The organism is Simiduia sp., assembly GCF_058345725.1.
Genome location: NZ_JBTUOC010000012.1, coordinates 123185 through 148081 on the forward strand (window position 1 = coordinate 123185; position 24897 = coordinate 148081).

Here is a 24897-nt window from a genome sequence, read left to right on the forward strand (position 1 = left end):
CCGGCTATTAAGCCGGCCTTTTTTATGCCCGCTCATTTATTGAACAAAAATATTTAGAAAAAATAGACACTTACAGCTTGCCAAGACCTTTTCGGTCTGTATAATCTGCGCCTGCTACGGAAGGGTGGCAGAGTGGTCGAATGCACCGGTCTTGAAAACCGGCGATGTGCGAGCATCCGTGGGTTCAAATCCCACCCCTTCCGCCATTTTCTCTTCGCTCCACGATCCCTACTTTCTAGCATCTGAACTTTTGGCCATTTAGGTCATCAAAGTTATTGCGCTATACCATCGGCCCTGGGCTGCGATTTGCTTGCTTTTACGGCCGGGGTTTGTAAGATACAACCCAGCATTTAATGAATCACGGAGAAGGTTATGCAAGAGCTTTATAACCAAACATCTAGCACTGCAACTCACAGCGCAGATGTAAGCAAAGTACTGCGCAATACGTATATGCTACTCGCCATTACCATGGCGGTTAGCGCGATCTGCGCCGCACTGTCTATTGCTGTAGGCATTGGCCGCGGTACCTCGCTGCTCATGTCGCTAGGCGCACTAGGTCTGGTTTGGTTCGTTTTGCCACGCACGGCTAATTCGGCTTCTGGCCTGTGGGTTGTGTTTGCGTTTGTTGCACTTTTGGGCGGCAGCCTGGGGCCAATGTTAAGCCACTACCTGGCCATGCCGAACGGCAGCATGCTAATTATGCAGGCACTGGGCGGCACCGCACTGGTCTTCTTCGGCTTGTCTGGCTATGTGCTGACTACTGGTAAAGATTTTACCTTTATGGGCGGCTTCTTAATTACCGGCCTGATTGTCGCCATTGTTGCCATGCTAGCCCTGTTTGGTCTGAGCTTTTTCGGCATTCATATTTCCGGTGCACATCTGGCAATCAGCGCCGTGATCGTGCTGCTGATGTCTGGCTTTATTCTCTACGACACCAGCAGGATCGTGAATGGCGGCGAAACCAATTACATCATGGCGACCGTTGCGCTCTACCTGAACATTCATAACCTGTTCACTAGTTTATTGCATTTGCTCGGTGCCTTTAGCGGCGATGATTAATCGCTAATAACTGGTTAACTAAAAAAGCCCCGCCGGGGCTTTTTTACTTTTACGGCTGACCAAATACGCCCATGAAATATGCCCTGTTAGTTTTAAGCTCACCCACGCACAACGGCGCCCACTCGGCACTGGCCTTTGCCAGAGCAGCATTGGCTCAGGGCCACCAAGTTGCGCGCGTATTTTTTTACGGTGACGGTGTCTTCAACGCCAGTCTCTTGCAACACCCCCCTCAGGACGAAACGGCCATCCATGGCCATTGGCAAGCGCTGGCGAGCGCACACGGGATCGACCTGGTGGTGTGCATCGCTGCAGGCTTGCGTCGCGGCATTGTCGACTCGCAGGAGGCAGACCGCTACCAGTTGCCCGCCCACAATATCGCCGAGGGTTTTCAGCTGTCCGGATTGGGCCAACTTGTGGAGGCAGGCGTAACAGTAGATCGCCTGATTACCTTCGGATGAGTGTCACAACCGCAAAAACTTTGGCGTATGTATTCCGCCAATCCCCTAGCGCCAGTATCGCCGCCAAAGAAGGTCTGGACGCCTTGCTAGCGGCTGCCGCATTCGAGCAAACCGTAGTTGCAATATTTATGGGCGACGGCGTTTGGCAGCTCCATGGCGACATCAACGCACACGCCTTAGCGCTACCAGACCTAACCCGACAGCTGGCCGCCCTGCCACTCTACGACGTAGACAAACTGTATGTGCACCAGCCATCCGCTGAAGCCAGAGGCATTAAGCCAATTCAGAAAAATATTGTCTGGATCGATGACGCAGGACTCAGCCAATTGCTCGACAACGCAGATCAGGTACTGATTTTTTAACATGGCGAAATTACACACTTTAAACCGCACCGGTGATCACCCTGCCGTGCAGGCCTGTCTGGCAGCACTGGGGGCGGGTGATACCCTGCTGCTAATTGAGGATGGCGTCTATAACCTGCAAAACCCCAAGCATCCGCTGTGCTCGCAACCCGATGTCACGCTGCTTGCCCTTGCAGAGGATATTGCCGCACGCGCGATTACACCCTCGCAGAGCGTCAATACTGTAGATTACCCCGGCTTTGTGGCACTGACTGCCAGCCACTGCCCCATCGTGAATTGGTACTGACCGTGTACGCTACTGACAAAGACGGCTATCTGGCCAACTTAGAGGACTGGGATGAAGCGGCGGCCATGTGGCTAGCGGCACAAGAATCGATAACCCTGACAGAGGCCCACTGGGAGGTACTACATGCACTGCGTGCGTTTTACCACACCTATGCACTGTCGCCAGCCATGCGCCCGCTAGTGAAATACATAGGTCAGCAACTGGGCGCAGAAAAAGGTCGCAGCATTTACCTTATGCAACTTTTTCCGGGCAGCCCCGCAAAATTGGCGGCAAAAATTGCCGGGCTGCCCAGACCCACCAACTGCCTGTGAGGCCGTCAGTTCGACAAGTGCACCAACAACTGGCGCTGTTGCTTTCCCCGCCGATGTTCCCACAGGTATAGCCCCTGCCAGCGGCCCAGCGCTAACGCGTGATCCAAAATCGGAATCGATACACTGACGGCTGTTAGCATGGCCTTGATGTGCGCGGGCATGTCGTCTGCCCCCTCCAGCGTGTGGGTATACAAGGCATCATTTTCGGGTACCAGGCGGTTTAACCAAGCCTCTAAGTCCCGCTGTGCGCTGGCATCGTAGTTTTCTTGTATCAATAAGCTGGCCGACGTGTGCGGCATATACAAGGTACACAGGCCCTCGGCAGGACACTGCCCACTTATCAATCGCGATACAGCGCCTGTAATACTATGCAAGCCCTGCCCCGGCGTTGTGACCGCCAAATTCAATACCATACAAACCCCCTCTACTTTAGCGCCACATGCATTACGCAATTGATCAGGTATAATGAGCACCTTTATACACCGCACTGCTGCCATTGCTTTTAGGCAAAACAGCGGAACACCGGTTCACAGCCCTACTCAATTACCCATAGCGTTCAGGCAATTGCATTCATGTCCATTCACCAGGTAGCACCAGATACTTATACACACCAACTCGACGAAAAGCTGGCGCACCTACGGCAACAGTTTGCCGAGTTAACGCTACCGGATATTGCAGTATTTGAGTCGCCCAGACAACACTACCGCCAGCGCGCCGAGTTCAAAATTTGGCAACAAGACGGCACTGCCCACTACGCGATGTATCAACCGGGCCAATACAAAACCCCGTTTATTATCGACACCTTTCCGGTTGGCTCCGAGCGCATCAATACCCTCATGCCAACACTGCTGGAAGCGATAAACAACAGCGAAATACTGCGTAAAAAATTGTTTCAAGCCGAGTTTCTCACAACGAAAAGTGGCGAGGCACTGATCACACTGATTTATCACAAACCCTTGGGTGATGACTGGGTTGCGCAAGCCAAGCAGCTAAAAGCAAACCTCAATGTCGACATTATTGGGCGTTCGCGAGGCCAGAGAATTCTGCTTGACCGTGATCACGTCATCGAGAAGTTGCAGGTTCACGACCACATTTACACCTATCAGCAAGTGGAAGCCAGCTTTACCCAACCCAACGCAGCTGTCTGCGAAAAAATGCTGTCCTGGGCCGTCGACCACGCCAAAGACCCCCACGCCGACCTGCTTGAGCTTTACTGCGGCAACGGTAACTTTACCGTGCCCCTGTCAAAAAACTTCCGGCGTGTTTTGGCCACCGAAATATCAAAGACTTCGGTGCAGTCTGCCAATTTCAATTTTGCAGCCAATGACGTGGACAATGTCACCGTAGTGCGCATGTCCAGCGAAGAGTTCACTCAGGCCATGGATGGGGTCAGACCGTTTCGGCGTCTGGCGCACGTAGACCTTACCGAATACAATTTTACTAGCATTTTCGTCGACCCCCCACGCGCTGGATTAGACAACGAGACACTGGCCTTGGCAGGCCGCTTCGAAAATATTATCTACGTCTCCTGCAACCCAGACACATTGCTGAACAACCTGCGGACGTTAGCCAACACGCATACCATTGCGCATTTTGCTGTTTTCGATCAGTTCCCCTATACGCACCACCTGGAGTGCGGCGCTATATTGAGGCGTCGCTCAGCTCAAACTTAACCAATACTTGCGCCGAAGCTCTGACAAAGTCGCGGTATTTAGCCTCCGCGGCCAAGCGCTCTTTATCGTAGCGACGCTGGGCTTTCTTATCCAGCTTTTTCCAATCCGCCAAGCGCGGAATATGAAGGGTTTCATCGGCCAACTTAAACAACGCCACGTGCTCCTCGCGCGCCACCTGACCCTGGCCCAGAATATCGAGCAGCGCCGTGATACGAATCGCCGCCTCTGTGTGCGAGAGCTGGTCATCTAAAATACCTTGCGCCAAAATACGTACACTGTTGACTCGCTTTTCCCGCTCAAGCGCCACAAAACCCTCTAATTCCGCCAACTTTGCCTGCTGCGAGGCCTGCTGTTTGCGCACCAACACCAGCAAATAACCTGCGTACAACGTCAACGCTACCAGCACCACGGCTGCTGCAATCACCCAAGACATATCCACCCCTGCTTAATACCGTTATTCTGAAAGCTGATCTTCAACTGTTAGCAACGCCTGTTCTTCATCGGCATCCGTCGCCCCCAATAGCGCCTGATCGCCGTCATCTAGAGCAGCATTTACCAAATCGCCCTTTAGCTGCTTCTTGGTCTTTGCGCCCAACTTGCGGATATCCTCCACTCGCTTAATCAAATTACCGCGCCCGGCCTTTAGACGATTGCGCGCCTTGTCGTAGGCATCCTGGGTGCGACCAATAGCCTTGCCCACATCATCAAATGCATCTAGCATCAATACAAACTGATCATACAAGCCACCGGCCTGTGCAGCGATTTTTTCTGCATTGCGATTTTGCTTTTCATAGCGCCAAATATTTTCTACCGTACGCAATGTAGCCAGCAACGTAGTGGGACTCACCAGGATAATATGTTTGTCGTAGGCATCGCGAAATATCGCCGGCTCTTCCTGCAACGCCAACATAAAGGCCGCCTCAATGGGCACAAAAATAAATACGAAATCAAGTGTGCGAATGCCTTCTAAGTTTTCGTAGTCTTTAAAACTCAGTCCATTGATATGGTTGCGCATAGAGTTGATGTGCGCACGCAGGTATTGCGCACGCTCGCTGTCTGTTGAGGCGCTACAATAGCGCTCATAGTCCAACAAACTAACTTTGGCGTCGATAATAATGTCTTTGTTTTCAGGCAACCTAATCACCACATCCGGGTTGCGACGATTTCCCGACTCGGATTTCAAGCTGACCTGAGTCTCATACTCTCGTCCTTTTTGAAGGCCCGATTCTTCCAATAACCGTTCGAGGACCACCTCCCCCCAGTTGCCCTGAGCCTTGCTATCACCCTTAAGGGCATTTGTTAGGTTAATAGCATCCTGACTGATTTTCTGCGTTTGCTTTGCCAGCTCAGTAACCTGCCCCACCAACTTATTGCGTTCGGCGGCCTCCTGACTGTAGACATCGTCCACGCGTTTTCTGAAGTCGCCCAATTGTTGTCGCAAGGGGTTCAGCGTGGATTCCAGCGCCTCCTTACTTTGCAGTGAAAAGCGCTGCTGCTTGTCATCAAAAATTTTATTGGCCGTATTTTCAAACTCTCGCATTAGCGTCTGTTTTGCCTCTTGCAGCAAGGCCAGCTGCTCCTGTGTTCGCAATTGCTGTTGCTCAAGTTCAGCGGTCAAACGACTATTTTGTTCGCGCAGGGCCATGATCTCGGCATTGCGCTGCTGGTACTCATCGCGTATTGCTTCCAATGCGGCGAGGCGTTCAGCGCGCGCCGCGTTATCGGCACGCAAATTGGAAACTTCCTGAGACGCCTGCTCTAATCTTTCGGTAGCCTGTGTCAGTTGGCTGCCTCGCTCTGTGTACTGCTGCTCCAATTGAGCGATGCGCGACAATAATTGCTGCTCCTGCAGCTGTTGCGCCGTCTCGCGCTGTGCAGCCAATAAATCGGCTTCGGCACGCACCCGGGCGGCGCGCGTGCTTGCCAACCAAACACTAAAGGGCACAAGTAGCAATACAGTTAGCAGACAACCCACTAACGCCCAACTCAAAGCAGTGATATCCAATGCCAACGGCATTCTCCCCGGTAAATACAAGTTGGCCGCTAGAGCCAACGACAGGCCTTTGGTATTATGCGGCCAGTCAGATTACAGGCCCAGCACAATGTCAGCAGCACCCAGCGCACTCCCTGATCCCCTGTTAAAGCGCATCAAAGATTTATGCACACAGGGTTATCAGTTTTACGATCAGGAAGCTTATGAACAAGCGGTGCGGACATTCTACCAAGCCTGGGTCTTACTGCCCAAGCCTCAAACGCAGTTTCATGCCGCAGCCTGGGTGTTAACTGCCCTGTCCGACGCCTACTTTAAACTACGCAAGTGGCCCCAGGCATTAGAGGCAGCCAATTCTGCGCTCTTTTGTCCCGATGCCCACAAAAATCTGTTCTGCAAAATGCGCAAAGGACAAATCCTGTTCGAAATGGGCGATAAAGCAGCGGCCCGAGTGGTGCTCTTTGAGGTACACCAGCATGGTGGCCAAGCAATGTTAGCGGCCGAGCCAGCGGTCTATCTACAGGCGATCGACGATCTGACGCAAGCGCATTGACTATTCGTTTTCTATTACAGATGGTTTTAAGCACTTTTTTGCTTCTGTGCTAAATTTATACTTAGCGCGCTTGGCAACCCGTGAGCCTGCCGCGCGATTTGAAGACCATGATTAGGATCACTGCAATGAGAAGAACTCTAGTAACGCTCAGCTTTATCACAGGCCTGCTCGCCAGCCAGATACTGTTCGCCTGCACGCGCCCAGACCCACCGGAGATTCCAGACCCCGCAACCGCCGTGACACCTCAAATGATTAAAGCGAAAAATGATGTTCAGGCTTATGTGGATACCGCCGAAAAGTACCTCAAGTGTAATATCAGCACCGCACAACACAACTCGATGGTCGACGAGATGAAGGAAACCGCCGAGAAGTTTAACCAGGCAGTGCGCGCCTACAAGGCACGCATGGCTGGCTAACCTCCACCAACGCCCGGTTTACCGGGCGTTGGTCGCGCTTTGCGCGTACGCCAGCATCCCGCACCCGCCGCCAAGCCTACCCCACCGCTGCCTAGGCGATTTAACGTTCGCGTTTCGACCAATTTAGCACCCCTATAACTCGATCGCAGCAAGCCACCGGTTGCTTTTCACCAGCCGATTGCGCTACAACCCTTAGACACAGTGTCACCGCCGTAGGGATGGTATTTTTTGATCAATTTACAGGCTATTTCCCCCCTCATTGCTCAGGGAGAGCTGATTCTCACCCCAAATAATCGCCTGAAGAACAAGCTGCTGTTGCATTGGGCCCAGGCGCTCAGTGGTATAAGTCAGTCCCCCAAGGTATTTAGCCTGGGGGATTGGATCGACCGACAGTGGCACAAAGCCCAGCGGCTCAATGCAGAGTTGGCCACTAAAACACTCGCCTCGACCCTGGTGCGCCGGCACCTGTGGGCGCAGGCTCTAACCGCAAGCGATGTGGCAGACCCACTGGTGCACCCTCGCCTGCTTATCGATCAGCTAGACCAGGCCTACAGCTACCTGCGCATGTGGCAAGTAAGCCAGTCGGACTGGGCGGCCTACGGCCCTCCGGAGGAACAAGCTCGCCTGCAGTGCTGGATAGACGCTTTGGAAACAAGCCTGGCCCAGCGCGATCTGATCACAGAAGAGCAACGGCTGGCACAACTGTTAAAATGGTTAAGCGCCCAGACGCAACCAAAGGCGAAGGCCTACCTGCTAAATTTCGACACCCTAACCCCCTTGCACGAACAATTATTGCAGGCGAGCTTTCATACGCTGGAGCCCCTCCACAGCAACCAAACTCCCTCTCCAAACGCCTCGCTCGTCGTTTGCAAAGACCCAAAACACGAGTTAGTAGCCGTCGCACATTGGGCCCATCGCGCACTGGCTGACAACCCCAATCAACAAATCGCCATTATCGACCCCAATTTAGGTAAAAACAGGGCCCGCCTAGAGCGCCATTTAGCGCGGGTGTTTGAACCCGCACACCACTTGCCACAGACGCCGCGCTTTACTATGCCCTTTAACTTTTCTGCCGGTACACCATTGGCTCAGTGCCCGCCTGTACACCAATTACTTGCCAGCCTGCGCTGGCCCAAATCGACAGACCAATGCCTGATGTGGCTCAACAGCCCGTTTATAGGGCACGCAGAGGACCAGCACGCCAGGCAATGGGTGGGCAGCCGGCTGCTAGAGCTGGGCCAGGCCGAGATTCGGCTCGAAGACGTCGAGCAAGGCTTCGAACAATTACACCAACAATTCGCTGTCCTGCCAAACGCCGACAGCGGCCAACCCGACCCCGCCGCACTAACCTGCTGGTACGCGTTCTTTACCGAGCTGAGGAATTGGCCAGCACGGGCCACCGGCCGCCAATGGGCCGATATCATCCTTAATTCGCTTACCCAGCTAAACTGGCCCGGCCCACGACCACTCGATTCGGAAGAGCACCAGCAAGTCAGCCAGCTACTTCAACTGCTACCTCAGCTGGCGGAGGCAGACCATTTGGGCGCCCCCTTAACCGCCCGGGAAGCTGCGCAATGGCTCGCCGAGCTGGCCAGCCGTCAACCCTTCCAGCCCCAAACGCCCGAATCCCCGCTGCAGATTCTGGGCACCCTGGAATCTGCTGGCTTGGCCTTTGATCAAATCTGGGTGCTGGGCATGGACGATACCCAGTGGCCGCCAGCGGCGTCACCCAATCCGTTACTGCCCGCACAAATGCAGCGCGACCTGCAGATGCCGCACGCCAGCGCCGAGCGCGAACTGGCATTTTGCCAACGCATTACCCAAAACCTATTGTCGGCGGCTGACCGGGTGATTTTCAGCCACCCAGCGCGCGACGGCGACCGAGAACTCAGCACCAGCCCCTTGATTGCACACCTGCCCAGCGAATCCGCGCCCAAAGTGCCCGAATCTACCTTGTCGCCCTCCGTATTTGAGTGGCTGGAGACACTGAAAGCGCCACCGGTCGATGCGATAGAACTCACCGGCCTGCGCGGCGGCAGCGGTATGCTACAAAAGCAGGCCCGCTGCCCACTGGCTGCGTTTATGGAAGTACGCCTGGGCGCCCGCCGACCCGAGGCCGCCCAACCCGGCCTCAACGCGCTGGATCGCGGCACCCTCTTGCACCAGGCGCTCTACTACTTCTGGCGCGCCAAGCCCGTGTTGCACGAGATCGACGAACAGGCTATTGCCCAAGCTCTAGACCGCGCCTTGGATCAAGCCTGCCAAGAATTGCCGCTACTTGCCAACACGCGCTTTATGACACTGGAGCGCCAGCGACTAAGGCACCTGCTGCTACCTTGGTTGGCCTTCGAGCGCGAGCGGCCGCCATTTAGCGTGCAAGGGCTAGAGCAAAGTATCAGCTTTCGCCTCGGCGACCTCCCCCTGCAACTGAGACTGGATCGCATCGACAATGTAGACGGCCACTGGGTGCTGATCGACTACAAAAGCGGCCGCACGCACCTCAATAGCTGGCTTGGCGATCGCCCCGAGGAACCCCAGCTGCCCTTGTACGCCGTGGCGCTCAGCGATGCCGGCGAGCCTGTCGCGGCCATTGCCTTTGCGGAGTTACGACAAACTAATCAACTGCTGCAAGGCGTTGGCAACCCAGACCTTGCACCTGGCGTGAAACCGCCCAGCGATCGACAGGTTAATCACGATGACTGGCCAACATTGCTGGAACACTGGCGCCAAGTCCTGCATGCACTGGCCCAGGAACTCATTGAGGGCCACTGTCCACTGACCTTCTCAAGCCCACAAAGCGCGCAATACCTGGATCACATGAGCCCGCTGCTGCGCACGGCTGAGCAGGCCCAAATAGCGTTAGCACGCACAGAAATAACGCCGAATGTGTACCAGGAAGTCTCCCAATGAACGCTCCACAGGACGCACCCATTCGCGCGCGGGCGCTGGATATTCACGAATCGTTTGCCGTGTCTGCACCGGCCGGCTCGGGCAAAACCGGATTGCTCACCCAGCGGGTGTTGGCACTGCTCAACACCTGCGACGAACCGGAAGAGTTGCTGGCAATCACCTTTACCCGCAAGGCCGCTGGCGAAATGCGCGACCGCATCACCCAGGCCCTGCGCGATGCGAAAAACCAGCCCTGCCCCGACAGCCCCCACGAAGCCACCACCTGGTCGCTGGCACGGCAGGTACTCGCCCGCGATTCAGCGCGCCAGTGGTCGCTGACGGAGAGCCCTAATCGACTACGCATTCAAACCATTGACGGTCTCTCGCGCCAAATTGCCAAACAGCTGCCCTTCGCGTCTGGCATGGGCAGCTTGCCGGACCCCTCCGATCAGCCCGAGCCCCTATACCGCGCGGCCATTCTTGCACTCTACGAAAAGTTAGAGCGCAATCACCCAATCGCCGACGATTTGGCCACGCTGCTGCTGGAGCTGGATAACCGCTACGACACCTTTGAAGCACTACTGTTATCGCTGCTGAAACAGCGCGACCAGTGGCTGGGCCTAGCTATCGCAGGCCAGCACGAGGGTGCAAAAACCTTTTTAGAATCTAGCATAAATGATTTAATAATCAGTGAGTTAAAGCCTGTTTATAAAGCACTCTCTAAACACGCTTTAAGCCTGTGTGAGCTGGCACGTTTCGCCGCCGAAAATTTAATTATCGAAGGCAAGGACAGCCCGCTCTGCTCACTTAACGAATTGAACCAACTGCCCAGACCAGTGGCGGACAACACGCTTGGTGCCCTGCTCGCGCAATACCAGGCACTGCTAGAACTATTACTGACCAAGGACGGCGGCTGGCGCAAGAGCCTCACCAAGGCCATGGGCTTTCCCACCGAGCGGCCTCCGGAAATTAGTAAGGCCGAAGCGAAAACCCAAAAGGCGCGGCTGGCACAATTGATCGGCGAGCTCGGTCAAATCAGCGGCTTGCTGGAGCAACTACAGCAGGTGCGCGCGCTACCACAACCCGGCTATCAGCCTCACCAGTGGCGACTGCTGGATGCATTGACACGTGTACTGCCCCACCTGGCGGCCGAGCTAACGCTGGTATTCAGCCGAGAGGGCTGTAGCGATTTTATCGACACAGCACAAGCCGCGCTGACGGCTCTGGGGCGCTTAGATGCACCGTCGGAACTGGCGCTGCGCCTGGACTACCAGATTCGCCACATCTTGATCGATGAATTTCAAGATACCTCGGTGCCCCAACGGGCCCTTATCGAGCAGCTCATTGCCGGATGGGAGCCAGGCGACGGACGCACCCTGTTTATCGTGGGCGACGGGATGCAGTCGTGTTACGGCTTTCGAAATGCCAAGGTAGGTATATTTCTACAGGCCCGCGAGCAGGGTATTGGCGATTTACCGCTCACACCGCTGGATCTCACAGTGAATTTTCGGAGCCAGGCTGGCGTGGTGGACTGGGTCAACGCCCATTTTACGCACGCCTTTCCGCAGGCCGATGATGTCACCCGCGGACAAGTGCGCTACCAGCCAAGCGTTGCCGCGCGCCCCGCACTGGCCGGCTCCGCCGTCGATGTAAACCTGCTGGTGGATGCCAGCGAGGACGCGCAACTCGACCTGGAAATCGCTGAAGCGCAGGCGGTGGTCGACTTGATTCAGCAGTTGCGCAGCCAACACAGCGACCAAACCATTGCCCTTTTAGCCCGTACGCGCGGTCACTTGCGCGCCAGTTTGCGCTTGTTAGACCAGGCGGGCCTGCGCTACCAAGCCACCGAGTTGGACAACCTCAGCGATCGCATGGCCATTCAAGACCTGCTATCGCTGCTGCGCGCGTTGCTAAACCCCACTGACCGAATCAGCTGGCTAAGCCTGCTCAGAGCACCTTGGTGCGGCCTAGACAACAGCGACCTGCTCGCGCTGGTGCGCGCCGGCACCGAGACACTCCCCCTACTGGCCGACGGCCGGCCCTGCCTCTGGCAGCAAATGCAAACACCCGCCTGCCAATCTACGCTTAGTCAAAATGGCCAAGCCATTCTGGCCCGCACCGTCCAAGTACTACAACAAACTATGCAGCAGGCCGGTCGCAAACCTCTGCGGGACTGGCTAGAGGGCTGCTGGCAAGCCCTGGGTGGCCCGCAAACTCTGCTGGAAACCACCGATTTGGCCAACGCGCAAAGCTTCTTCGACTTATTGGAAGCACATACAGAAGGCGTCGGCGTGCGCGATTGGCAGGCCTTTGAGGAGGCCGTTGCGCGCCTATTTGCGGCGCCCGCCAGCGATGCCGATCCCCTGTTACAGGTAATGACCATCCATAAATCCAAAGGGCTCGAATTTGATCACGTAATTATCCCCGGCCTGCACCGCAAACCCAGAGCAGACAGCAAGGAGCTGTTATTGTGGCTGGATCAAATTGACGCCCAGGGTCGCCCCCAGATTTTGTTAAGCCCGCTAAGTAACACCGAAGAAAGTGATCTCTACCGCTTTATCCAGCGCGAACGCAGCCAGCGGGTGCACACGGAGGCCACCCGGTTGTTCTATGTGGGCGCCACCCGGGCCATACGCCATTTGTACCTGTTTGCCTGTGTAAAAGAAAAAGACGGCGAGCTACAGCCCCCCGCCAAAAGCAGCTTGCTGGCCAGTATTTGGGCGACCGCCAGTTCACAAGCCCGCGTACACCGGGTGCAATCTACCCAAAGACCGTCCACCGGCAAGCTTGCAGGACAAAACCTTATCCGTCGCCTGCCCGCAGGCTGGCAACCGCCGGCAATATCGGGCACCGATCTATTGGCAGATTTCCGAGGTAAAACGGGGGCCCTGGACGCCGACAATCCCCTCAATCGACCCGATACACGCTCGGTTTTCGAATCTGAACAGCGAGCGCTAGGCACCCTTTTACACGCCGAAATTCAGCACCTTACCGAGGCGAACTTGCTCCCAACCCCCGAGTACCTCGCGCGTAATAGCGGCTATCTACGCGGCCAACTGCGGGCCGCGGGCGTTCAGCAGCCGGAAGTTGCGTTAGCCAGATTACAGCGCGCCCTCACAAATATGGCGAATTCGACTGTGGGTCGCTGGCTACTCAGTGGCCAGCACAACCAGAGCGCTACGGAGCTGGTTTTGTGGGAAACCCGTGACCGCGTTGCCCGGCAGTGGGTTATCGACCGAACCTTTGTGGCCGATGGCCAGCGCTGGGTAATCGACTACAAAGGCAGTGAACCGGCCTCCCACCAAGCGCTCGCGGATTTTCTGGACGAACAGGTGCGGCTCTATCGGGGCCAATTACTCAACTATGCGCGCCTGGCCCGCCAGCTGGGCCCGGAGCCCGTGCGGCTCGCGCTTTATTTCCCCCTTTGCGACGAGTTTCAGCGGCTGGACATAACATAAATGCGTGATTTTCAGGCAATCCAAGAATTTTTCTGCCAATCGCTTGGCAGTTAGCCGAAAAAATCCCGTAGAATGACCGACCGCTTTCCGCAGACTTAAAAGAGATACGTGCTCCATGACTAACCGCGCAGTAGACGACTTAAATGTCGTATCCCAGGAAATCCTGATTTCACCGGACGCCCTCAAAGCGGAACTGCCGTTGACTGAAACGGCAATAACATCCGTCACCGAAGGCCGCCAAACCATCCGCAACATCCTGGATCGCAAGGACCACCGCATTTTCGTGGTGATTGGCCCCTGCTCCATTCACGATGTGGATGCCGCGCTGGATTATGCCCGGCGCCTCAAAAAACTGGCCGATGAAGTTTCGGACACCCTCTATGTGGTCATGCGCGTGTATTTTGAAAAACCCCGTACCACTGTGGGCTGGAAAGGCCTGATTAACGACCCCTACCTGAACGACTCCTTTAAAATTCAGGAGGGCCTGCACATCGGGCGCAAACTGCTCCAGGACGTGGCAGAAATAGGCCTGCCTACCGCCACCGAGGCCCTGGACCCCATTTCGCCCCAATACCTACAGGATCTGATTAGCTGGTCGGCTATTGGCGCACGCACCACCGAGTCGCAAACCCACCGCGAAATGGCCTCTGGTCTATCCTCGGCTGTGGGCTTCAAAAACGGCACCGACGGCTCGCTGACGGTGGCCATCAACGCCCTGCAGTCGGTGGCCAACCCGCACCGTTTTTTGGGTATTAACGAAAACGGCCAGGTCTCGATCATCCATACTGCCGGCAACAGCTACGGCCATGTGGTGCTGCGCGGCGGCAACGACAAGCCCAATTACGACTCTGTCAGTGTCGCCATGTGCGAAAAAGAGCTGGCCGCCGCCGGCATTGCCCCCAATATCATGGTGGATTGCAGCCATGCCAACTCCAACAAAAAACACGACCTGCAACCACTGGTATTGGATAACATCGCCAATCAAATCGTTGAGGGTAACAAGTCCATTATCGGCGTGATGGTCGAGAGTAATATTGGCGCGGGCAATCAAAAAATGACCGCTAATAAAGCCGACTTAAAGTACGGTGTATCCATCACCGACGCCTGTATCGACTGGGAAACCACCGAGAAATGTTTGCGCGATATGCGCAATAAAATCAAAGACATATTGCCTGGGCGCTAATTCGCGCCCGCTCGTTTGCCCTACGTGCTTGCGGGGGCAAACGCCCCCGCCTTTTACACACGCCCTAGGCCTAGCGCAACACCTATTAGGCCATCGACACCTGCCCTACACCTTCGCGGCTTTCGGCGCGTGCCAACATCGAATCAAAAAAGCCAGCCCGCAGACTCAACGCCATCAGCATGCCATCGCGCAAGGGGACGCGATGCCGCTCGTACTGCGCATAGTGCGCAGCGATGTCATTGAGCACCTCACCGTGTTCATCATCCAACAGTGCGTGTAAATCAAAGAACACGCGCGCCCGCGGCGAAACCTCCAAGTGTCGATCAATGGCATTTAAAATAGGTCGATAAACAAACTTAACTATATTCTCCGTGCCTAATCCCATCGCCCCAAGCGATTGATCGGCGCCGCCATCGGTGCAGGCGCCTAAAAACATCTTGCGCCAAATTTTAGCCTCGTCACAAAATCCATGAGTAGTACGGTAGTGCTCGTCATAGCCTATAGCATCCAAAAAACGTGTATAAAGTACCGGGTGAGGCACTCCCTGAACCCAATCAATCTGAACGCCAATTGACGCCAAAGCCTGTGCATCTTCGGCATCCACCTGGCCACTTTCTTCAATTAAATTCGCTATGAGTGCCTCGCGATGATGGCGTGCCTCTAGCTTGGAGATAGTTACGGTAAGGTAGCGAATAAAGTCCACACTGTAGGCAAGGTATTGATAGAGAAAGTCTTTTAAGATCGCGGGCGGATTCGTAAAGTCACCTGCCTCCAAACGCTGTAAAAAAGGGTGTCTGAGGGCGCGGTGCGCCAACGCCTCTTCGTTTAGCGCTGCGATAAACTGCCGAGCACTTGCAAGTGAATGTGACGGTGTATGACCGAGTGCTTCCATGATGCATTACTCCCGCTTAATTCTGTAAATGTCACTCGACAGTTAAGCGCAACAATGCAAGATCACAAGGTATTTTTTAATGACTGAATAGCTGCCCCGCAAGCAAAAATAAATTAACTCTGCCCCCATACATTAAAAACATCGGCTACACCTAGAATAACGAGCGGCACTTCGATGCGCGCATCAACGACATTGGCTTAGTGGAGGACCCTATGGAATATTCGTCCAGAGATTTCAACAAAACCCAGGCAAGCCTTTATGCTGAAAGCCCACAAAAACTGATTCACAAGCAAGTTTGTCATCAGAACCCCAACAATGAATTTAATGCCGAACGCAAGCACCCTGTATTTGTTGTTGACCTGCCATCCAAAACGCTGAGCATGACCATCGGCGGACTGGAACCCAGGCAGGCAACCAACAAACACCGCCACACCTACGAGACAGTCATCTACATTCAAGAGGGCATGGGCTACTCGCTAATCGAAAACACTCGTGTAGATTGGCAGGCCGGCGACGCAATTTACATACCTGTGTGGGCCTGGCACAGCCACCACAATGAAACGGATCACAACTGCGTGTACATCGCTTGTGAAAACACACCCCTGCTACAGAATTTGGGGGTGGCGATTAGAGAAGAGTCGGTGTAGTAGTGTTGCCCGGTTAAAGGCACTCACAAAAAAGCGAGCTCGATGCTCGCTTTTATTTTTACCTTGCGCCTGAGCGCGGTGCCGTTTGAGGACTCCCGTCCCGACTCAATAATAAGCATTACTCTTATCGGAGTGGTCGGTCATATCCCGCACGCCTTTCAACTCGGGTATCTTAGTGACCAGAGTTTTCTCTACACCCTCTTTCAAGGTGATATCCACCGCACTGCAACCCTGACAGCCGCCACCAAATTTCAACACGGCATACATATCTTCAGTGATGTGCGACAGGCTCACAACACCGCCGTGCGACGCCAGACCTGGGTTCACTTCGTTGTAAAGCACATAGTTGATCTTGTCTTCCAGCGGGCTGTCGTCGCTGATCTTGGGCATTTTGGAATTGGGCGCACGGATGGTGAGCTGGCCGCCCATTTTATCGGGCGAGTAGTCCACTTTGGCCTCGTCCAGATACGGCAGCGAGCGCTCCTCGAAATAGGCCGTTAGGCCTTCGTATTCAACGGCTACATCGCCATCGCGATCATCGCCAGGGCGCGAGTAGGCAATACAGGTTTCAGCCTGCGGCGTCCCGGGGCTGGATACGAACATGCGAATGGCAATGCCAGGGGTATTCTGCTTTTCGAGCAGTTCGCGCAAGTACTTCTGAGCAGATTCCGTAATATTGACGTTTACCATCGGTTTTCAGGGCCCTTCAAAGTTATTACCTGATTGAAACAGTCGGGTATTCTAAACAATTGGCCGGCAAAGCTAAACAACCATTTAACAATCAGGGATAAAGCGGATAATGGCGCTTTGCAGGCTCCACAGAGTCGGCTTTTCTGGTAGAATCTCAATCTAAATCAAAATATTTTGATATAGATACTTCATCCTAGCCTTATCGCGGAATACCCATGTCGTTAAACAGAACAGCCCAGATACACGCAGCCTTGAAGCAACGCATCCTCATTTTAGACGGGGGCATGGGTACTCTCATCCAGTCGCACAAGCTTCAAGAGGCCGACTACCGCGGCGAGCGCTTTGCCGACTACGGCCAGGATCTGGCGGGCAATAACGATCTGCTCACCCTGACCCAGCCAGATATTATCGCGGGCATCCACGCCGCCTACTTCGAGGCCGGCGCGGATATCGTTGAAACCAACACCTTTAACGCCACACAGGTTTCCCAGGCGGATTATGGGCTCCAGGCCATTGTGCCCGAATTGAACTACGAAGCGGCCGCCCTGGCCCGTCGCGTTGCCGATGAATTCACCGCCAAAAACCCGGCCAAGCCTCGGTTTGTGGCCGGCGTGCTGGGCCCAACCTCGCGCACCTGCTCAATTTCACCCGATGTAAATGACCCTGGCGCGCGCAATATTACTTTTGATGCGCTGGTGAACGACTACCTGGAAGCCACCGAGGGTTTGGTCAAAGGCGGCGCAGATATCATCCTAATCGAAACCATCTTTGACACCCTAAACGCCAAAGCTGCCGTATTTGCCGTCAAAACCTATTTCGACCGAGAGGGTATAGAGCTGCCCATTATGATTTCGGGCACCATTACCGATGCCTCCGGCCGCACCCTGTCGGGCCAAACTACCGAGGCATTCTACAACTCCCTGGCCCACGCCAAACCCTTATCCATTGGTCTGAATTGCGCGCTGGGCGCCAAAGAGCTGCGCCCCTATGTCAAAGAACTGTCGCGGGTTGCCGGTTGTCTAGTATCAGCGCACCCCAACGCGGGCCTGCCCAACGAGTTTGGCGAGTACGATGAAACACCCGAAGAAATGGTGGCCGTAGTAGAAGAATTTGCCGCCAGTGGCTTTTTGAATATTATCGGTGGCTGTTGCGGCACCTCGCCGGCCCACATTCAGGCCATTGCACAAGCTGTGGCAAAATATCCCCCGCGCGCTATCCCCGAGATCGAGCCCGCCTGCCGCTTGTCCGGCCTAGAGCCCTTTAATATCACCCGCGACTCCCTGTTCGTGAACGTGGGCGAGCGGTGTAACGTCACTGGCTCGGCCAAATTCAAACGACTAATTGTGGAGGAAGATTACGCCCAGGCCTTGGAAGTAGCACTGGAGCAAGTGCAAAACGGCGCCCAGGTGATTGACATCAATATGGACGAAGGCTTGCTGGACGCCGAGGCGGCCATGGTGCGCTTTCTCAATCTGATCGCCGGCGAGCCCGATATTGCCCGCGTGCCCATTATGGTGGACTCCTCCAAGTGGGAAATTATCGAAGCCGGCCTTAAATGCGTGCAGGGCAAGCCGCTGGTAAACTCCATCAGTCTAAAAGAAGGTGAAGCGGAATTTATTGAGCGGGCCAATCTGTGCCGCCTCTACGGCGCGGCCGTGGTGGTCATGGCCTTTGACGAAGACGGCCAGGCCGATACCCAGGCCCGCAAGATTGAAATTTGCCAGCGCTCCTACGACGTGCTGGTAAATAAGGTGGGTTTCCCACCGGAAGACATTATTTTTGACCCTAATATCTTCGCCGTAGCCACGGGTATCGAAGAGCACAACAATTACGCTGTCGATTTTATCGAGGCTACCCGCTGGATTCGCCAAAACCTGCCCCACGCAGGGGTTTCTGGCGGCGTATCCAACGTTTCCTTCTCGTTCCGGGGCAATAACCCGGTGCGCGAAGCCATTCACTCGGTGTTTCTGTACCATGCCATTCAGGCGGGGCTCAACATGGGCATCGTGAACGCCGGCCAACTGGCGGTATACGACGACTTACCCAAAGAGCTGCGCGACACCGTTGAAGATGTGATTCTCAACCGCACGCCCGAGGCAACCGAAGCCCTGCTGGCCATTGCCGATAACTATAAAGGCGACGGCAGCAGCGGGCCTAAAAAAGAAGATTTGGCCTGGCGCGAACTGCCGGTTACCAAGCGCATTGAGCACTCGCTGGTTAAGGGCATTTCCACCTATATCATCGAAGATACCGAAGCCGCGCGGGTGCAGGCCGCCAAACCCATCGATGTCATTGAGGGCGCGCTCATGGACGGCATGAACGTGGTGGGTGATCTGTTCGGTGCGGGCAAGATGTTCTTGCCCCAGGTGGTGAAATCGGCTCGGGTAATGAAACAGGCAGTGGCCTACCTGAACCCCTACATCGAGGCCGAAAAGCAAGTGGGCGCCAAGCCCAACGGCAAGATTCTGATGGCCACCGTGAAGGGCGATGTGCACGATATTGGCAAAAACATCGTGGGTGTGGTGTTGCAATGCAACAATTTCGAAGTGGTGGACCTCGGCGTCATGGTGCCCTGCGAAAAAATCTTGCAAACCGCTCTCGATGAGAAGTGCGACATTATCGGTTTATCGGGGCTGATTACCCCCTCCCTGGACGAAATGGTGACCGTTGCCCGCGAAATGGAGCGCCAGGGAATACAGCTGCCGCTGATGATTGGGGGGGCCACTACCTCCAAGGCCCACACAGCCGTAAAAATCGAGCCGCAATTTAAACACGATCAGGTGGTGTACGTGGCAGACGCCTCCCGCGCTGTGGGCGTGGCAAGCCAACTGCTGTCCGACGAGCTTAAGCCGCAGTTAGTGGAAAAAGTGCGCGCCGAATACGAATCGGTGCGAATCCGCAATGCCGGCCGCAAGGCCCGCGGCACAGTACTGAGCTATCCAGACGCGATTAAAGCGGGCCTTAAGCTCGACTGGGACAACTACACGCCGCCAGCCCCCGCCTTCACCGGCACACGCGTCTTTGACGACTACCCATTGCAGGAACTCATCGAAACCATCGACTGGACGCCTTTCTTTATCAGCTGGGATTTGGCCGGTAAGTATCCACGTATTCTAGAGGATGCTGTGGTAGGTGAGGCGGCACGCAATCTATTTGACGATGCCCAGGCCATGCTCAAGCGCATTGTGAATGAGAAATTACTTAAAGCACGGGCGGTGGTTGGCTTTTGGCCTGCCAACCGAGTCAATGGCGACGATATTGCGCTATTTCAGGACGATGCGCGCACTGCCCCCTTGGCCACCTTGCACCACATCCGCCAACAAAACAAAAAGCCGGGTGACATCCACCCCAATATGTCGCTGGCAGACTTCGTGGCACCCAGCGGCCAACAAGACTATGTGGGCGGCTTTGTAGTCACGGCGGGTATCGGCGCCGAAGAACTCGCCAAATCCTTTGAGGCGGCCCACGACGACTACAGCGCCATTATGGTCAAAGCGCTAGCTGATCGCCTTGCGGAGGCCTTTGCCGAGCACATGCACAGGCGCGTGCGAAAGGAGTTCTGGGGCTATGCAGCCGACGAAAACCTAGCCAATGAAGACCTCATCAAAGAGGCCTATCAAGGCATTCGCCCGGCGCCAGGCTACCCCGCCTGCCCCGATCACACGGAAAAGGCCACCTTGTTCAAAGTACTCGATGCCACCAACGCCACCGGCGTGGAACTGACCGAACATTTCGCCATGTTCCCCGCCGCTGCGGTATCTGGCTGGTATTTTTCCCACCCCAACAGCCGTTACTTCAGCACCGGCAAGATCAGCAAAGACCAGGTGGAAAGTTTAGCTGAGCGAAAAGGTATGCCTCTGCATACAATGGAGCGCTGGCTGCAGCCGGTGCTGGATTACGATCCACAATAACGGTTGGTGCAATACGCGAGCCGGTTTGCCAATGAGGTACCGGCCGTTTTCACCAACGGGCAGGCTTGGACCGCTTTGCAGGCCCTGTTAATCTGGCAGTGCACAGTCAACTTGGAATAACAGGGATGCAACGATGACCGACAGACCTGCAGAAACTGATCCTCACAACACCGCCCGAGAAACGCCCCGGAAACCCAATCCAGGGCTGGGCGCGGTGGTACTAAGCACCTTGGCCGCCGCCATTGGCGTGCAAAGTCGGCAAAATCAAGAGCGGGATTTTCAGGCAGGTAACATATACCACTATGTGGTGGCGGGCGTCGTATTCACGGTAATCTTTGTGGCAACAATTGCAGCCATTGTACAAGCGGTACTCAAAAATAGCGGGCTATAAACCCCCTAGTTGCATTTGCAATAATAGATATCAACACAATAACCATATCAACCAAATACTTTTTGCTCGTAAAACAACCACTTTTGCCACCAAAAACGCCAAGTTCAGCTGGTGTGACGCCATAAGGCGCCAATGTCCAACCCACCGGCCCTTAACATTTTCACTAAGCTGCCCCGTAGGCCGCGGTATTCCGTGGACGGCAATTCCGCCAGAAATTCCGCTTGATGGGCCTCCGCTAATTTGTTCAAGCTTTTTATTAAATGCCGAGCCTGGGGGGTGAGCTGCAACTTAACCACGCGCCGGTCTAGGCCATCGTGTTCGCGAGCTACTAAGGATTGTGCCTCCAGCCGATCGAGCATACGGGTCACCGTCGAGCGGTCGGCGCCTATCTGTTCGGCCACCTGCGCCGGTGTTTTTGCCAAGCCGTGATGCATCACATTCAGTGCCGCCCACTGCTGCCAACTTAATCCGTGAACTTTCAATTGCTGATTAAGCCGATCTTGCATCTGATGTGCCAGGCGGCTGATCCAGAATGCATAGCTGTTGTGCAAATGAAAATCCTTCTCGGTCATACCTTACGCCTTGTGGTTAACGCTTACGACAGCGCACATGATGCACCAGCCAGCCCAACTGTCCAGTGCAAAGACTGCATATTTCCATCTCGCTCAGCCTTTGCAGACCCGCCTTTACGCAGGTGGGTTAGCAAGCACCGGCCGGGGAGCGCCCCGAATGTTATTGAAACCGCTCAGCGACGTGCTGTAGAGCCATTTATCGGGCCCACAATTGCAGCCCTGAAAACGCAAAAAACCAGAGGCAGGCTCTGGTTTTTTGGTGCGCAGACACACCCTCGCTATAGCAACGGCAGGACGATGACTGTGCTGGCCCCCTGTCTCCCTGGAGTATTAATGACCGGGCTGGGCCTACTGACCGCTCACCCAGAACACGCAGGTAGCCACAAAAATGGCTATCAGTGCCATTGCTGCAATGGCATCTGCCATGCTGTCACCCTGTTCTTGCATTTGAATTTCATCGTGCATGGTACTACTCCTCTGTTATTTTTTTTGGGGAGAACACTGGCGTTTATTCGCCGGGACTGATTTTAACCACACAATAAAGCAAGGAATCAAGCGCCAAAGGCATTCTTATTCCAAAAATATATTACGATAGCGCAAACAATTAGTATCAAGCTTCCCGCGAGCTTGGTAATCTCGCCGCCGCGTCACCCTACTATGCGAGCGCCAGGCCTTTAAAAACAGGGGCTCAGCTCGATTCAGACGGTGAACTAAGGTATCCTGCGCAGCCATTGTTTCGCCAGCAGACGGCCTGCAGTAAATAACCCTGCGCTATATAGCGCTCTGTAAGGTATTTAACTTTCATGTACGTTTACGACTCCTACGATCATCACATCGTGCGCGAGCGCGTCGCACAGTTCCGCCGCCAGACCGAACGCTATCTGGCCGGCGACCTGACCGACGAAGAATTTTTGCCACTGCGCTTGCAGAATGGCCTATACATACAGCGTGTAGCCCCTATGCTGCGCATTGCTGTACCCTACGGCCTCCTTAGCAGTCGACAGTTGCGTAAACTGGCCCACATTACCCGCGAGTACGATAAAGGTTACGCGCACTTCACCACTCGCCAAAACGTACAGCTGAACTGGCCTCAATTGGAAGACGTGCCCGATATTCTTGCAGAGTTGGCCGACGTCGAAATGCACGCCATTCAAACCAGCGGCAACTGCATTCGCAATGTGACCTCTGATCAGTTTGCCGGTGTGGCGCCCGACGAAATTACCGATCCACGCCCCTATTGTGAAATTATTCGCCAATGGTCCACCTTTCACCCGGAGTTTGCGTTCTTGCCACGCAAGTTCAAGATCGCTGTGTGCGGCTCGGCACAGGATCGCGCCGCCATCCTGGTGCACGACATAGGTTTGCAGCTGGTGGTCAATGACGCCGGCGAGACGGGCTTTCAGGTCTATGTGGGCGGTGGGCTGGGTCGCACGCCGGTCATCGGCAGCAAAATCCGCGAGTTTTTACCCGAAGCCCACCTGCTCTCTTACCTGGAAGCCATTCTGCGCATCTATAACTTGCACGGACGTCGCGACAATAAATTCAAAGCGCGTATTAAAATCCTGGTGAAAGCCATGGGGCCTGAGATTTTCGCAGAAAAAGTGGAAGCCGAATGGGCCCACATCCGCGACGGCGAGACCACTCTGACCCAGGCGGAAATTGATCGCGCCAAGTCATTTTTTACACTACCCGACTACCAGGCCGACGCCAGCGCCGACTTGACGGCGCTGCAAGCGGAACACAAGGCTTTTGCCCGCTGGCTTGAGCGCAACGTCAAAGCCCACAAGCAGCCCGGCTACAGGGCAGTGATTTTGTCGCTCAAACCTACGGGAGTCGCGCCCGGAGATGTCACCGACAAGCAGCTTGAGGCTATTGCAGACCTGGCAGATACCTACAGCTTTGGCGAAGTGCGAGCTACCCACGAGCAAAATGTGGTGCTGGCCGACGTGCGCGAAGCAGATTTGTTTGAGGTTTGGCAGAAAGCCAAAGCCCACGGATTTGCTACACCAAATATCGGCACCCTCACCGACATGATCTGCTGTCCGGGCGGCGATTTTTGCTCTCTGGCTAACGCCAAGTCCATTCCCATTGCCGAGGCCATCCAGCGTCGTTTCGACGATATGGATTACCTCTACGATTTGGGCGAGCTGACACTCAATATTTCGGGCTGCATGAACGCCTGTGGCCATCATCATGTGGGTCACATCGGCATTTTGGGCGTCGATAAGAAAGGCGAAGAGTTTTATCAGGTACAGCTCGGCGGCTCAGCCAGTAACGATGCCAGTTTGGGCACGGTTCTCGGGCCGTCCTTTGGCCGCGCAGAAATGCCCGACGTTATCCAGAAAATTCTGGATGTCTACGTAGAACAGCGCACGCCCGAAGAGGTGTTTTTAGACACCTACCGCCGTATTGGTGTACAACCTTTTAAGGAGCGTATTTATGCCAAAGCTAGTTAAAGATGGCGCCTTGGTTGAGTGCAATCGCCCCATTCTGCCCAAAGACAGTGCGCTCGAAGCCGTCGACGCCGCTGGCGCTCAAGCCGTCGTGCCGCTGGCCTTGTGGCTGGAACACACTGAAACACTCACCGCGCAGGGTATCACCGGTGTATGGGTTGACTCTGATGAGTCGGTGGAACCACTGCGCGATCAATTGGCTCAGCTGGACCTCGTCGCGATCCGTTTTCCGGCATTTGCCGACGGACGCGGCTTTTCCTTGGGACGCCTAGTGCGCGAGCGCTTTAAATTTCGCGGTGAGATTCGCGCCTTTGGTACAGTAATTCAAGATCAAATGCACTACCTCAAGCGCTGCGGCTTTAATGCGATGGATTTGCGCCCCGGCACAGATCTGAACTCGGCGATCGCCTCACTAGCCGACTTCACCGAGCACTACCAAGCAGCTGTGGACCAGCCCAAGCCCCTGTTCCGGCGCCGCGCATAATAAGCCCAACACCGGCCAAAACGCCCGCCCTGCGCGGGCGTTTTTGTTTTACACGACCTGCATTCGTCAGTGGCACAAATCTTGATTACACTGTAATGCAAGAGGAGTAACTTATGCCTGAACCCACGCTGTTCCAGTCATTTTTTTTAATCTTTACCGGCGCCGCCGTCGTGGCGTCCTTGGCGCTTTACAGTCGCCAGCCACTGCTTGTTGCCTACA

General features: G+C 55.0%; 22 protein-coding genes and 1 tRNA gene. 17 read left to right on the forward strand and 6 right to left on the reverse strand.

The window, feature by feature from the left end:
• Window positions 1–118 precede the first annotated feature (118 nt).
• From ACW8F6_RS03150 to ACW8F6_RS03175, 6 genes are all read left to right on the forward strand, one after another.
• Window positions 119–206: transfer RNA gene (locus tag ACW8F6_RS03150), tRNA-Ser, on the forward strand.
• Window positions 207–372: 166 nt separating this feature from the next.
• Complete coding sequence (locus ACW8F6_RS03155) at window positions 373–1059, forward strand: Bax inhibitor-1/YccA family protein (protein WP_491574380.1); 687 nt, start codon at window positions 373–375, stop codon at window positions 1057–1059.
• A 71-nt stretch (window positions 1060–1130) separates the two neighbouring features.
• The gene (gene tusD, locus ACW8F6_RS03160; RefSeq protein WP_491574381.1) at window positions 1131–1517 is read left to right on the forward strand and encodes a sulfurtransferase complex subunit TusD; all 387 of its coding nucleotides are present in this window, start codon (window positions 1131–1133) and stop codon (window positions 1515–1517) included.
• On the forward strand, window positions 1514–1879 hold the full coding sequence (tusC, locus tag ACW8F6_RS03165; protein ID WP_491574382.1) for a sulfurtransferase complex subunit TusC: 366 nt from the start codon (window positions 1514–1516) through the stop codon (window positions 1877–1879). The genes tusD and tusC overlap by 4 nt, the downstream gene beginning before the upstream one ends.
• 1 nt (window position 1880) lies before the next feature.
• Window positions 1881–2165, forward strand: a complete 285-nt coding sequence (tusB, locus tag ACW8F6_RS03170) for a sulfurtransferase complex subunit TusB (protein WP_491574383.1) — start codon at window positions 1881–1883, stop codon at window positions 2163–2165.
• A gap of 2 nt (window positions 2166–2167) precedes the next feature.
• A complete protein-coding gene (locus ACW8F6_RS03175) occupies window positions 2168–2476 on the forward strand; it encodes a TusE/DsrC/DsvC family sulfur relay protein (RefSeq protein WP_491574384.1) in 309 nt (102 codons plus the stop codon).
• Window positions 2477–2481: 5 nt separating this feature from the next.
• Here the strand turns inward: ACW8F6_RS03175 and ACW8F6_RS03180 are convergent, their stop codons facing one another.
• Window positions 2482–2889: a secondary thiamine-phosphate synthase enzyme YjbQ gene (locus tag ACW8F6_RS03180; RefSeq protein ID WP_491574385.1), complete on the reverse strand. Its 408-nt coding sequence runs from the start codon at window positions 2887–2889 to the stop codon at window positions 2482–2484.
• A 159-nt stretch (window positions 2890–3048) separates the two neighbouring features.
• Between ACW8F6_RS03180 and trmA the strand changes: the two genes are divergently transcribed.
• Complete coding sequence (gene trmA, locus ACW8F6_RS03185; RefSeq protein ID WP_491574386.1) at window positions 3049–4149, forward strand: tRNA (uridine(54)-C5)-methyltransferase TrmA; 1101 nt, start codon at window positions 3049–3051, stop codon at window positions 4147–4149.
• On the opposite strand, the gene ACW8F6_RS03190 is transcribed toward trmA, so the two are convergent.
• A complete protein-coding gene (locus ACW8F6_RS03190) occupies window positions 4118–4582 on the reverse strand; it encodes a DUF2489 domain-containing protein (protein ID WP_491574387.1) in 465 nt (154 codons plus the stop codon). The two genes, trmA and ACW8F6_RS03190, sit on opposite strands and share 32 nt — an antisense overlap.
• Window positions 4583–4603: 21 nt before the next feature.
• The gene (locus tag ACW8F6_RS03195) at window positions 4604–6139 is read right to left on the reverse strand and encodes a DNA recombination protein RmuC (RefSeq protein WP_491574388.1); all 1536 of its coding nucleotides are present in this window, start codon (window positions 6137–6139) and stop codon (window positions 4604–4606) included.
• A gap of 112 nt (window positions 6140–6251) precedes the next feature.
• Between ACW8F6_RS03195 and ACW8F6_RS03200 the strand changes: the two genes are divergently transcribed.
• From ACW8F6_RS03200 to ACW8F6_RS03220, 5 genes are all read left to right on the forward strand, one after another.
• The gene (locus ACW8F6_RS03200) at window positions 6252–6692 is read left to right on the forward strand and encodes a tetratricopeptide repeat protein (protein ID WP_491574389.1); all 441 of its coding nucleotides are present in this window, start codon (window positions 6252–6254) and stop codon (window positions 6690–6692) included.
• Window positions 6693–6817: 125 nt separating this feature from the next.
• Complete coding sequence (locus tag ACW8F6_RS03205; protein ID WP_491574390.1) at window positions 6818–7108, forward strand: hypothetical protein; 291 nt, start codon at window positions 6818–6820, stop codon at window positions 7106–7108.
• Window positions 7109–7336: 228 nt separating this feature from the next.
• Window positions 7337–10018 carry a PD-(D/E)XK nuclease family protein gene (locus ACW8F6_RS03210; RefSeq protein WP_491574391.1) on the forward strand — a complete coding sequence of 894 codons (2682 nt, stop codon included), beginning with the start codon at window positions 7337–7339 and terminating at the stop codon, window positions 10016–10018.
• Window positions 10015–13455 (forward strand): UvrD-helicase domain-containing protein, encoded by a 3441-nt coding sequence (locus ACW8F6_RS03215; protein ID WP_491574392.1) that lies wholly within the window; start codon window positions 10015–10017, stop codon window positions 13453–13455. The genes ACW8F6_RS03210 and ACW8F6_RS03215 overlap by 4 nt, the downstream gene beginning before the upstream one ends.
• A gap of 115 nt (window positions 13456–13570) precedes the next feature.
• Window positions 13571–14638: a 3-deoxy-7-phosphoheptulonate synthase gene (locus ACW8F6_RS03220; RefSeq protein ID WP_491574393.1), complete on the forward strand. Its 1068-nt coding sequence runs from the start codon at window positions 13571–13573 to the stop codon at window positions 14636–14638.
• A gap of 85 nt (window positions 14639–14723) precedes the next feature.
• Here the strand turns inward: ACW8F6_RS03220 and ACW8F6_RS03225 are convergent, their stop codons facing one another.
• Window positions 14724–15530: an iron-containing redox enzyme family protein gene (locus tag ACW8F6_RS03225; protein ID WP_491574394.1), complete on the reverse strand. Its 807-nt coding sequence runs from the start codon at window positions 15528–15530 to the stop codon at window positions 14724–14726.
• A 212-nt stretch (window positions 15531–15742) separates the two neighbouring features.
• Here ACW8F6_RS03225 and ACW8F6_RS03230 point away from each other — a divergent pair, with 212 nt between their 5' ends.
• Complete coding sequence (locus ACW8F6_RS03230) at window positions 15743–16177, forward strand: cupin domain-containing protein (RefSeq protein WP_491574395.1); 435 nt, start codon at window positions 15743–15745, stop codon at window positions 16175–16177.
• Between the two features lie 105 nt (window positions 16178–16282).
• Here the strand turns inward: ACW8F6_RS03230 and nfuA are convergent, their stop codons facing one another.
• Window positions 16283–16867, reverse strand: coding sequence for a Fe-S biogenesis protein NfuA (gene nfuA / locus ACW8F6_RS03235; RefSeq protein WP_491574396.1), 585 nt, complete (start codon window positions 16865–16867; stop codon window positions 16283–16285).
• Window positions 16868–17082: 215 nt separating this feature from the next.
• Here nfuA and metH point away from each other — a divergent pair, with 215 nt between their 5' ends.
• Window positions 17083–20778: a methionine synthase gene (gene metH, locus ACW8F6_RS03240; RefSeq protein WP_491574397.1), complete on the forward strand. Its 3696-nt coding sequence runs from the start codon at window positions 17083–17085 to the stop codon at window positions 20776–20778.
• A 133-nt stretch (window positions 20779–20911) separates the two neighbouring features.
• Window positions 20912–21169: a DUF2970 domain-containing protein gene (locus tag ACW8F6_RS03245; protein ID WP_491574398.1), complete on the forward strand. Its 258-nt coding sequence runs from the start codon at window positions 20912–20914 to the stop codon at window positions 21167–21169.
• Between the two features lie 104 nt (window positions 21170–21273).
• Here the strand turns inward: ACW8F6_RS03245 and ACW8F6_RS03250 are convergent, their stop codons facing one another.
• The gene (locus ACW8F6_RS03250; RefSeq protein WP_491574399.1) at window positions 21274–21741 is read right to left on the reverse strand and encodes a MarR family winged helix-turn-helix transcriptional regulator; all 468 of its coding nucleotides are present in this window, start codon (window positions 21739–21741) and stop codon (window positions 21274–21276) included.
• Window positions 21742–22544: 803 nt separating this feature from the next.
• Between ACW8F6_RS03250 and ACW8F6_RS03255 the strand changes: the two genes are divergently transcribed.
• Both ACW8F6_RS03255 and ACW8F6_RS03260 read left to right on the forward strand, forming a co-directional pair.
• Complete coding sequence (locus ACW8F6_RS03255; RefSeq protein WP_491574400.1) at window positions 22545–24197, forward strand: nitrite/sulfite reductase; 1653 nt, start codon at window positions 22545–22547, stop codon at window positions 24195–24197.
• Window positions 24181–24678 carry a DUF934 domain-containing protein gene (locus tag ACW8F6_RS03260; RefSeq protein WP_491574401.1) on the forward strand — a complete coding sequence of 166 codons (498 nt, stop codon included), beginning with the start codon at window positions 24181–24183 and terminating at the stop codon, window positions 24676–24678. The genes ACW8F6_RS03255 and ACW8F6_RS03260 overlap by 17 nt, the downstream gene beginning before the upstream one ends.
• Window positions 24679–24897: the final 219 nt, after the last annotated feature.

Excerpts from the sequence above, each read along its gene's own strand:
- ACW8F6_RS03155 (WP_491574380.1), top strand. The coding sequence starts at position 373 with ATGCAAGAGCTTTATAACCAAACATCTAGCACTGCAACTCACAGCGCA.
- tusD (WP_491574381.1), top strand. The coding sequence starts at position 1,131 with ATGAAATATGCCCTGTTAGTTTTAAGCTCACCCACGCACAACGGCGCC.
- tusC (WP_491574382.1), top strand. The coding sequence starts at position 1,514 with ATGAGTGTCACAACCGCAAAAACTTTGGCGTATGTATTCCGCCAATCC.
- tusB (WP_491574383.1), top strand. The coding sequence starts at position 1,881 with ATGGCGAAATTACACACTTTAAACCGCACCGGTGATCACCCTGCCGTG.
- ACW8F6_RS03180 (WP_491574385.1), bottom strand. The coding sequence starts at position 2,889 with ATGGTATTGAATTTGGCGGTCACAACGCCGGGGCAGGGCTTGCATAGT.
- trmA (WP_491574386.1), top strand. The coding sequence starts at position 3,049 with ATGTCCATTCACCAGGTAGCACCAGATACTTATACACACCAACTCGAC.
- ACW8F6_RS03190 (WP_491574387.1), bottom strand. The coding sequence starts at position 4,582 with ATGTCTTGGGTGATTGCAGCAGCCGTGGTGCTGGTAGCGTTGACGTTG.
- ACW8F6_RS03200 (WP_491574389.1), top strand. The coding sequence starts at position 6,252 with ATGTCAGCAGCACCCAGCGCACTCCCTGATCCCCTGTTAAAGCGCATC.
- ACW8F6_RS03205 (WP_491574390.1), top strand. The coding sequence starts at position 6,818 with ATGAGAAGAACTCTAGTAACGCTCAGCTTTATCACAGGCCTGCTCGCC.
- ACW8F6_RS03215 (WP_491574392.1), top strand. The coding sequence starts at position 10,015 with ATGAACGCTCCACAGGACGCACCCATTCGCGCGCGGGCGCTGGATATT.
- ACW8F6_RS03220 (WP_491574393.1), top strand. The coding sequence starts at position 13,571 with ATGACTAACCGCGCAGTAGACGACTTAAATGTCGTATCCCAGGAAATC.
- ACW8F6_RS03225 (WP_491574394.1), bottom strand. The coding sequence starts at position 15,530 with ATGGAAGCACTCGGTCATACACCGTCACATTCACTTGCAAGTGCTCGG.
- ACW8F6_RS03230 (WP_491574395.1), top strand. The coding sequence starts at position 15,743 with ATGGAATATTCGTCCAGAGATTTCAACAAAACCCAGGCAAGCCTTTAT.
- nfuA (WP_491574396.1), bottom strand. The coding sequence starts at position 16,867 with ATGGTAAACGTCAATATTACGGAATCTGCTCAGAAGTACTTGCGCGAA.
- metH (WP_491574397.1), top strand. The coding sequence starts at position 17,083 with ATGTCGTTAAACAGAACAGCCCAGATACACGCAGCCTTGAAGCAACGC.
- ACW8F6_RS03245 (WP_491574398.1), top strand. The coding sequence starts at position 20,912 with ATGACCGACAGACCTGCAGAAACTGATCCTCACAACACCGCCCGAGAA.
- ACW8F6_RS03250 (WP_491574399.1), bottom strand. The coding sequence starts at position 21,741 with ATGACCGAGAAGGATTTTCATTTGCACAACAGCTATGCATTCTGGATC.
- ACW8F6_RS03255 (WP_491574400.1), top strand. The coding sequence starts at position 22,545 with ATGTACGTTTACGACTCCTACGATCATCACATCGTGCGCGAGCGCGTC.
- ACW8F6_RS03260 (WP_491574401.1), top strand. The coding sequence starts at position 24,181 with ATGCCAAAGCTAGTTAAAGATGGCGCCTTGGTTGAGTGCAATCGCCCC.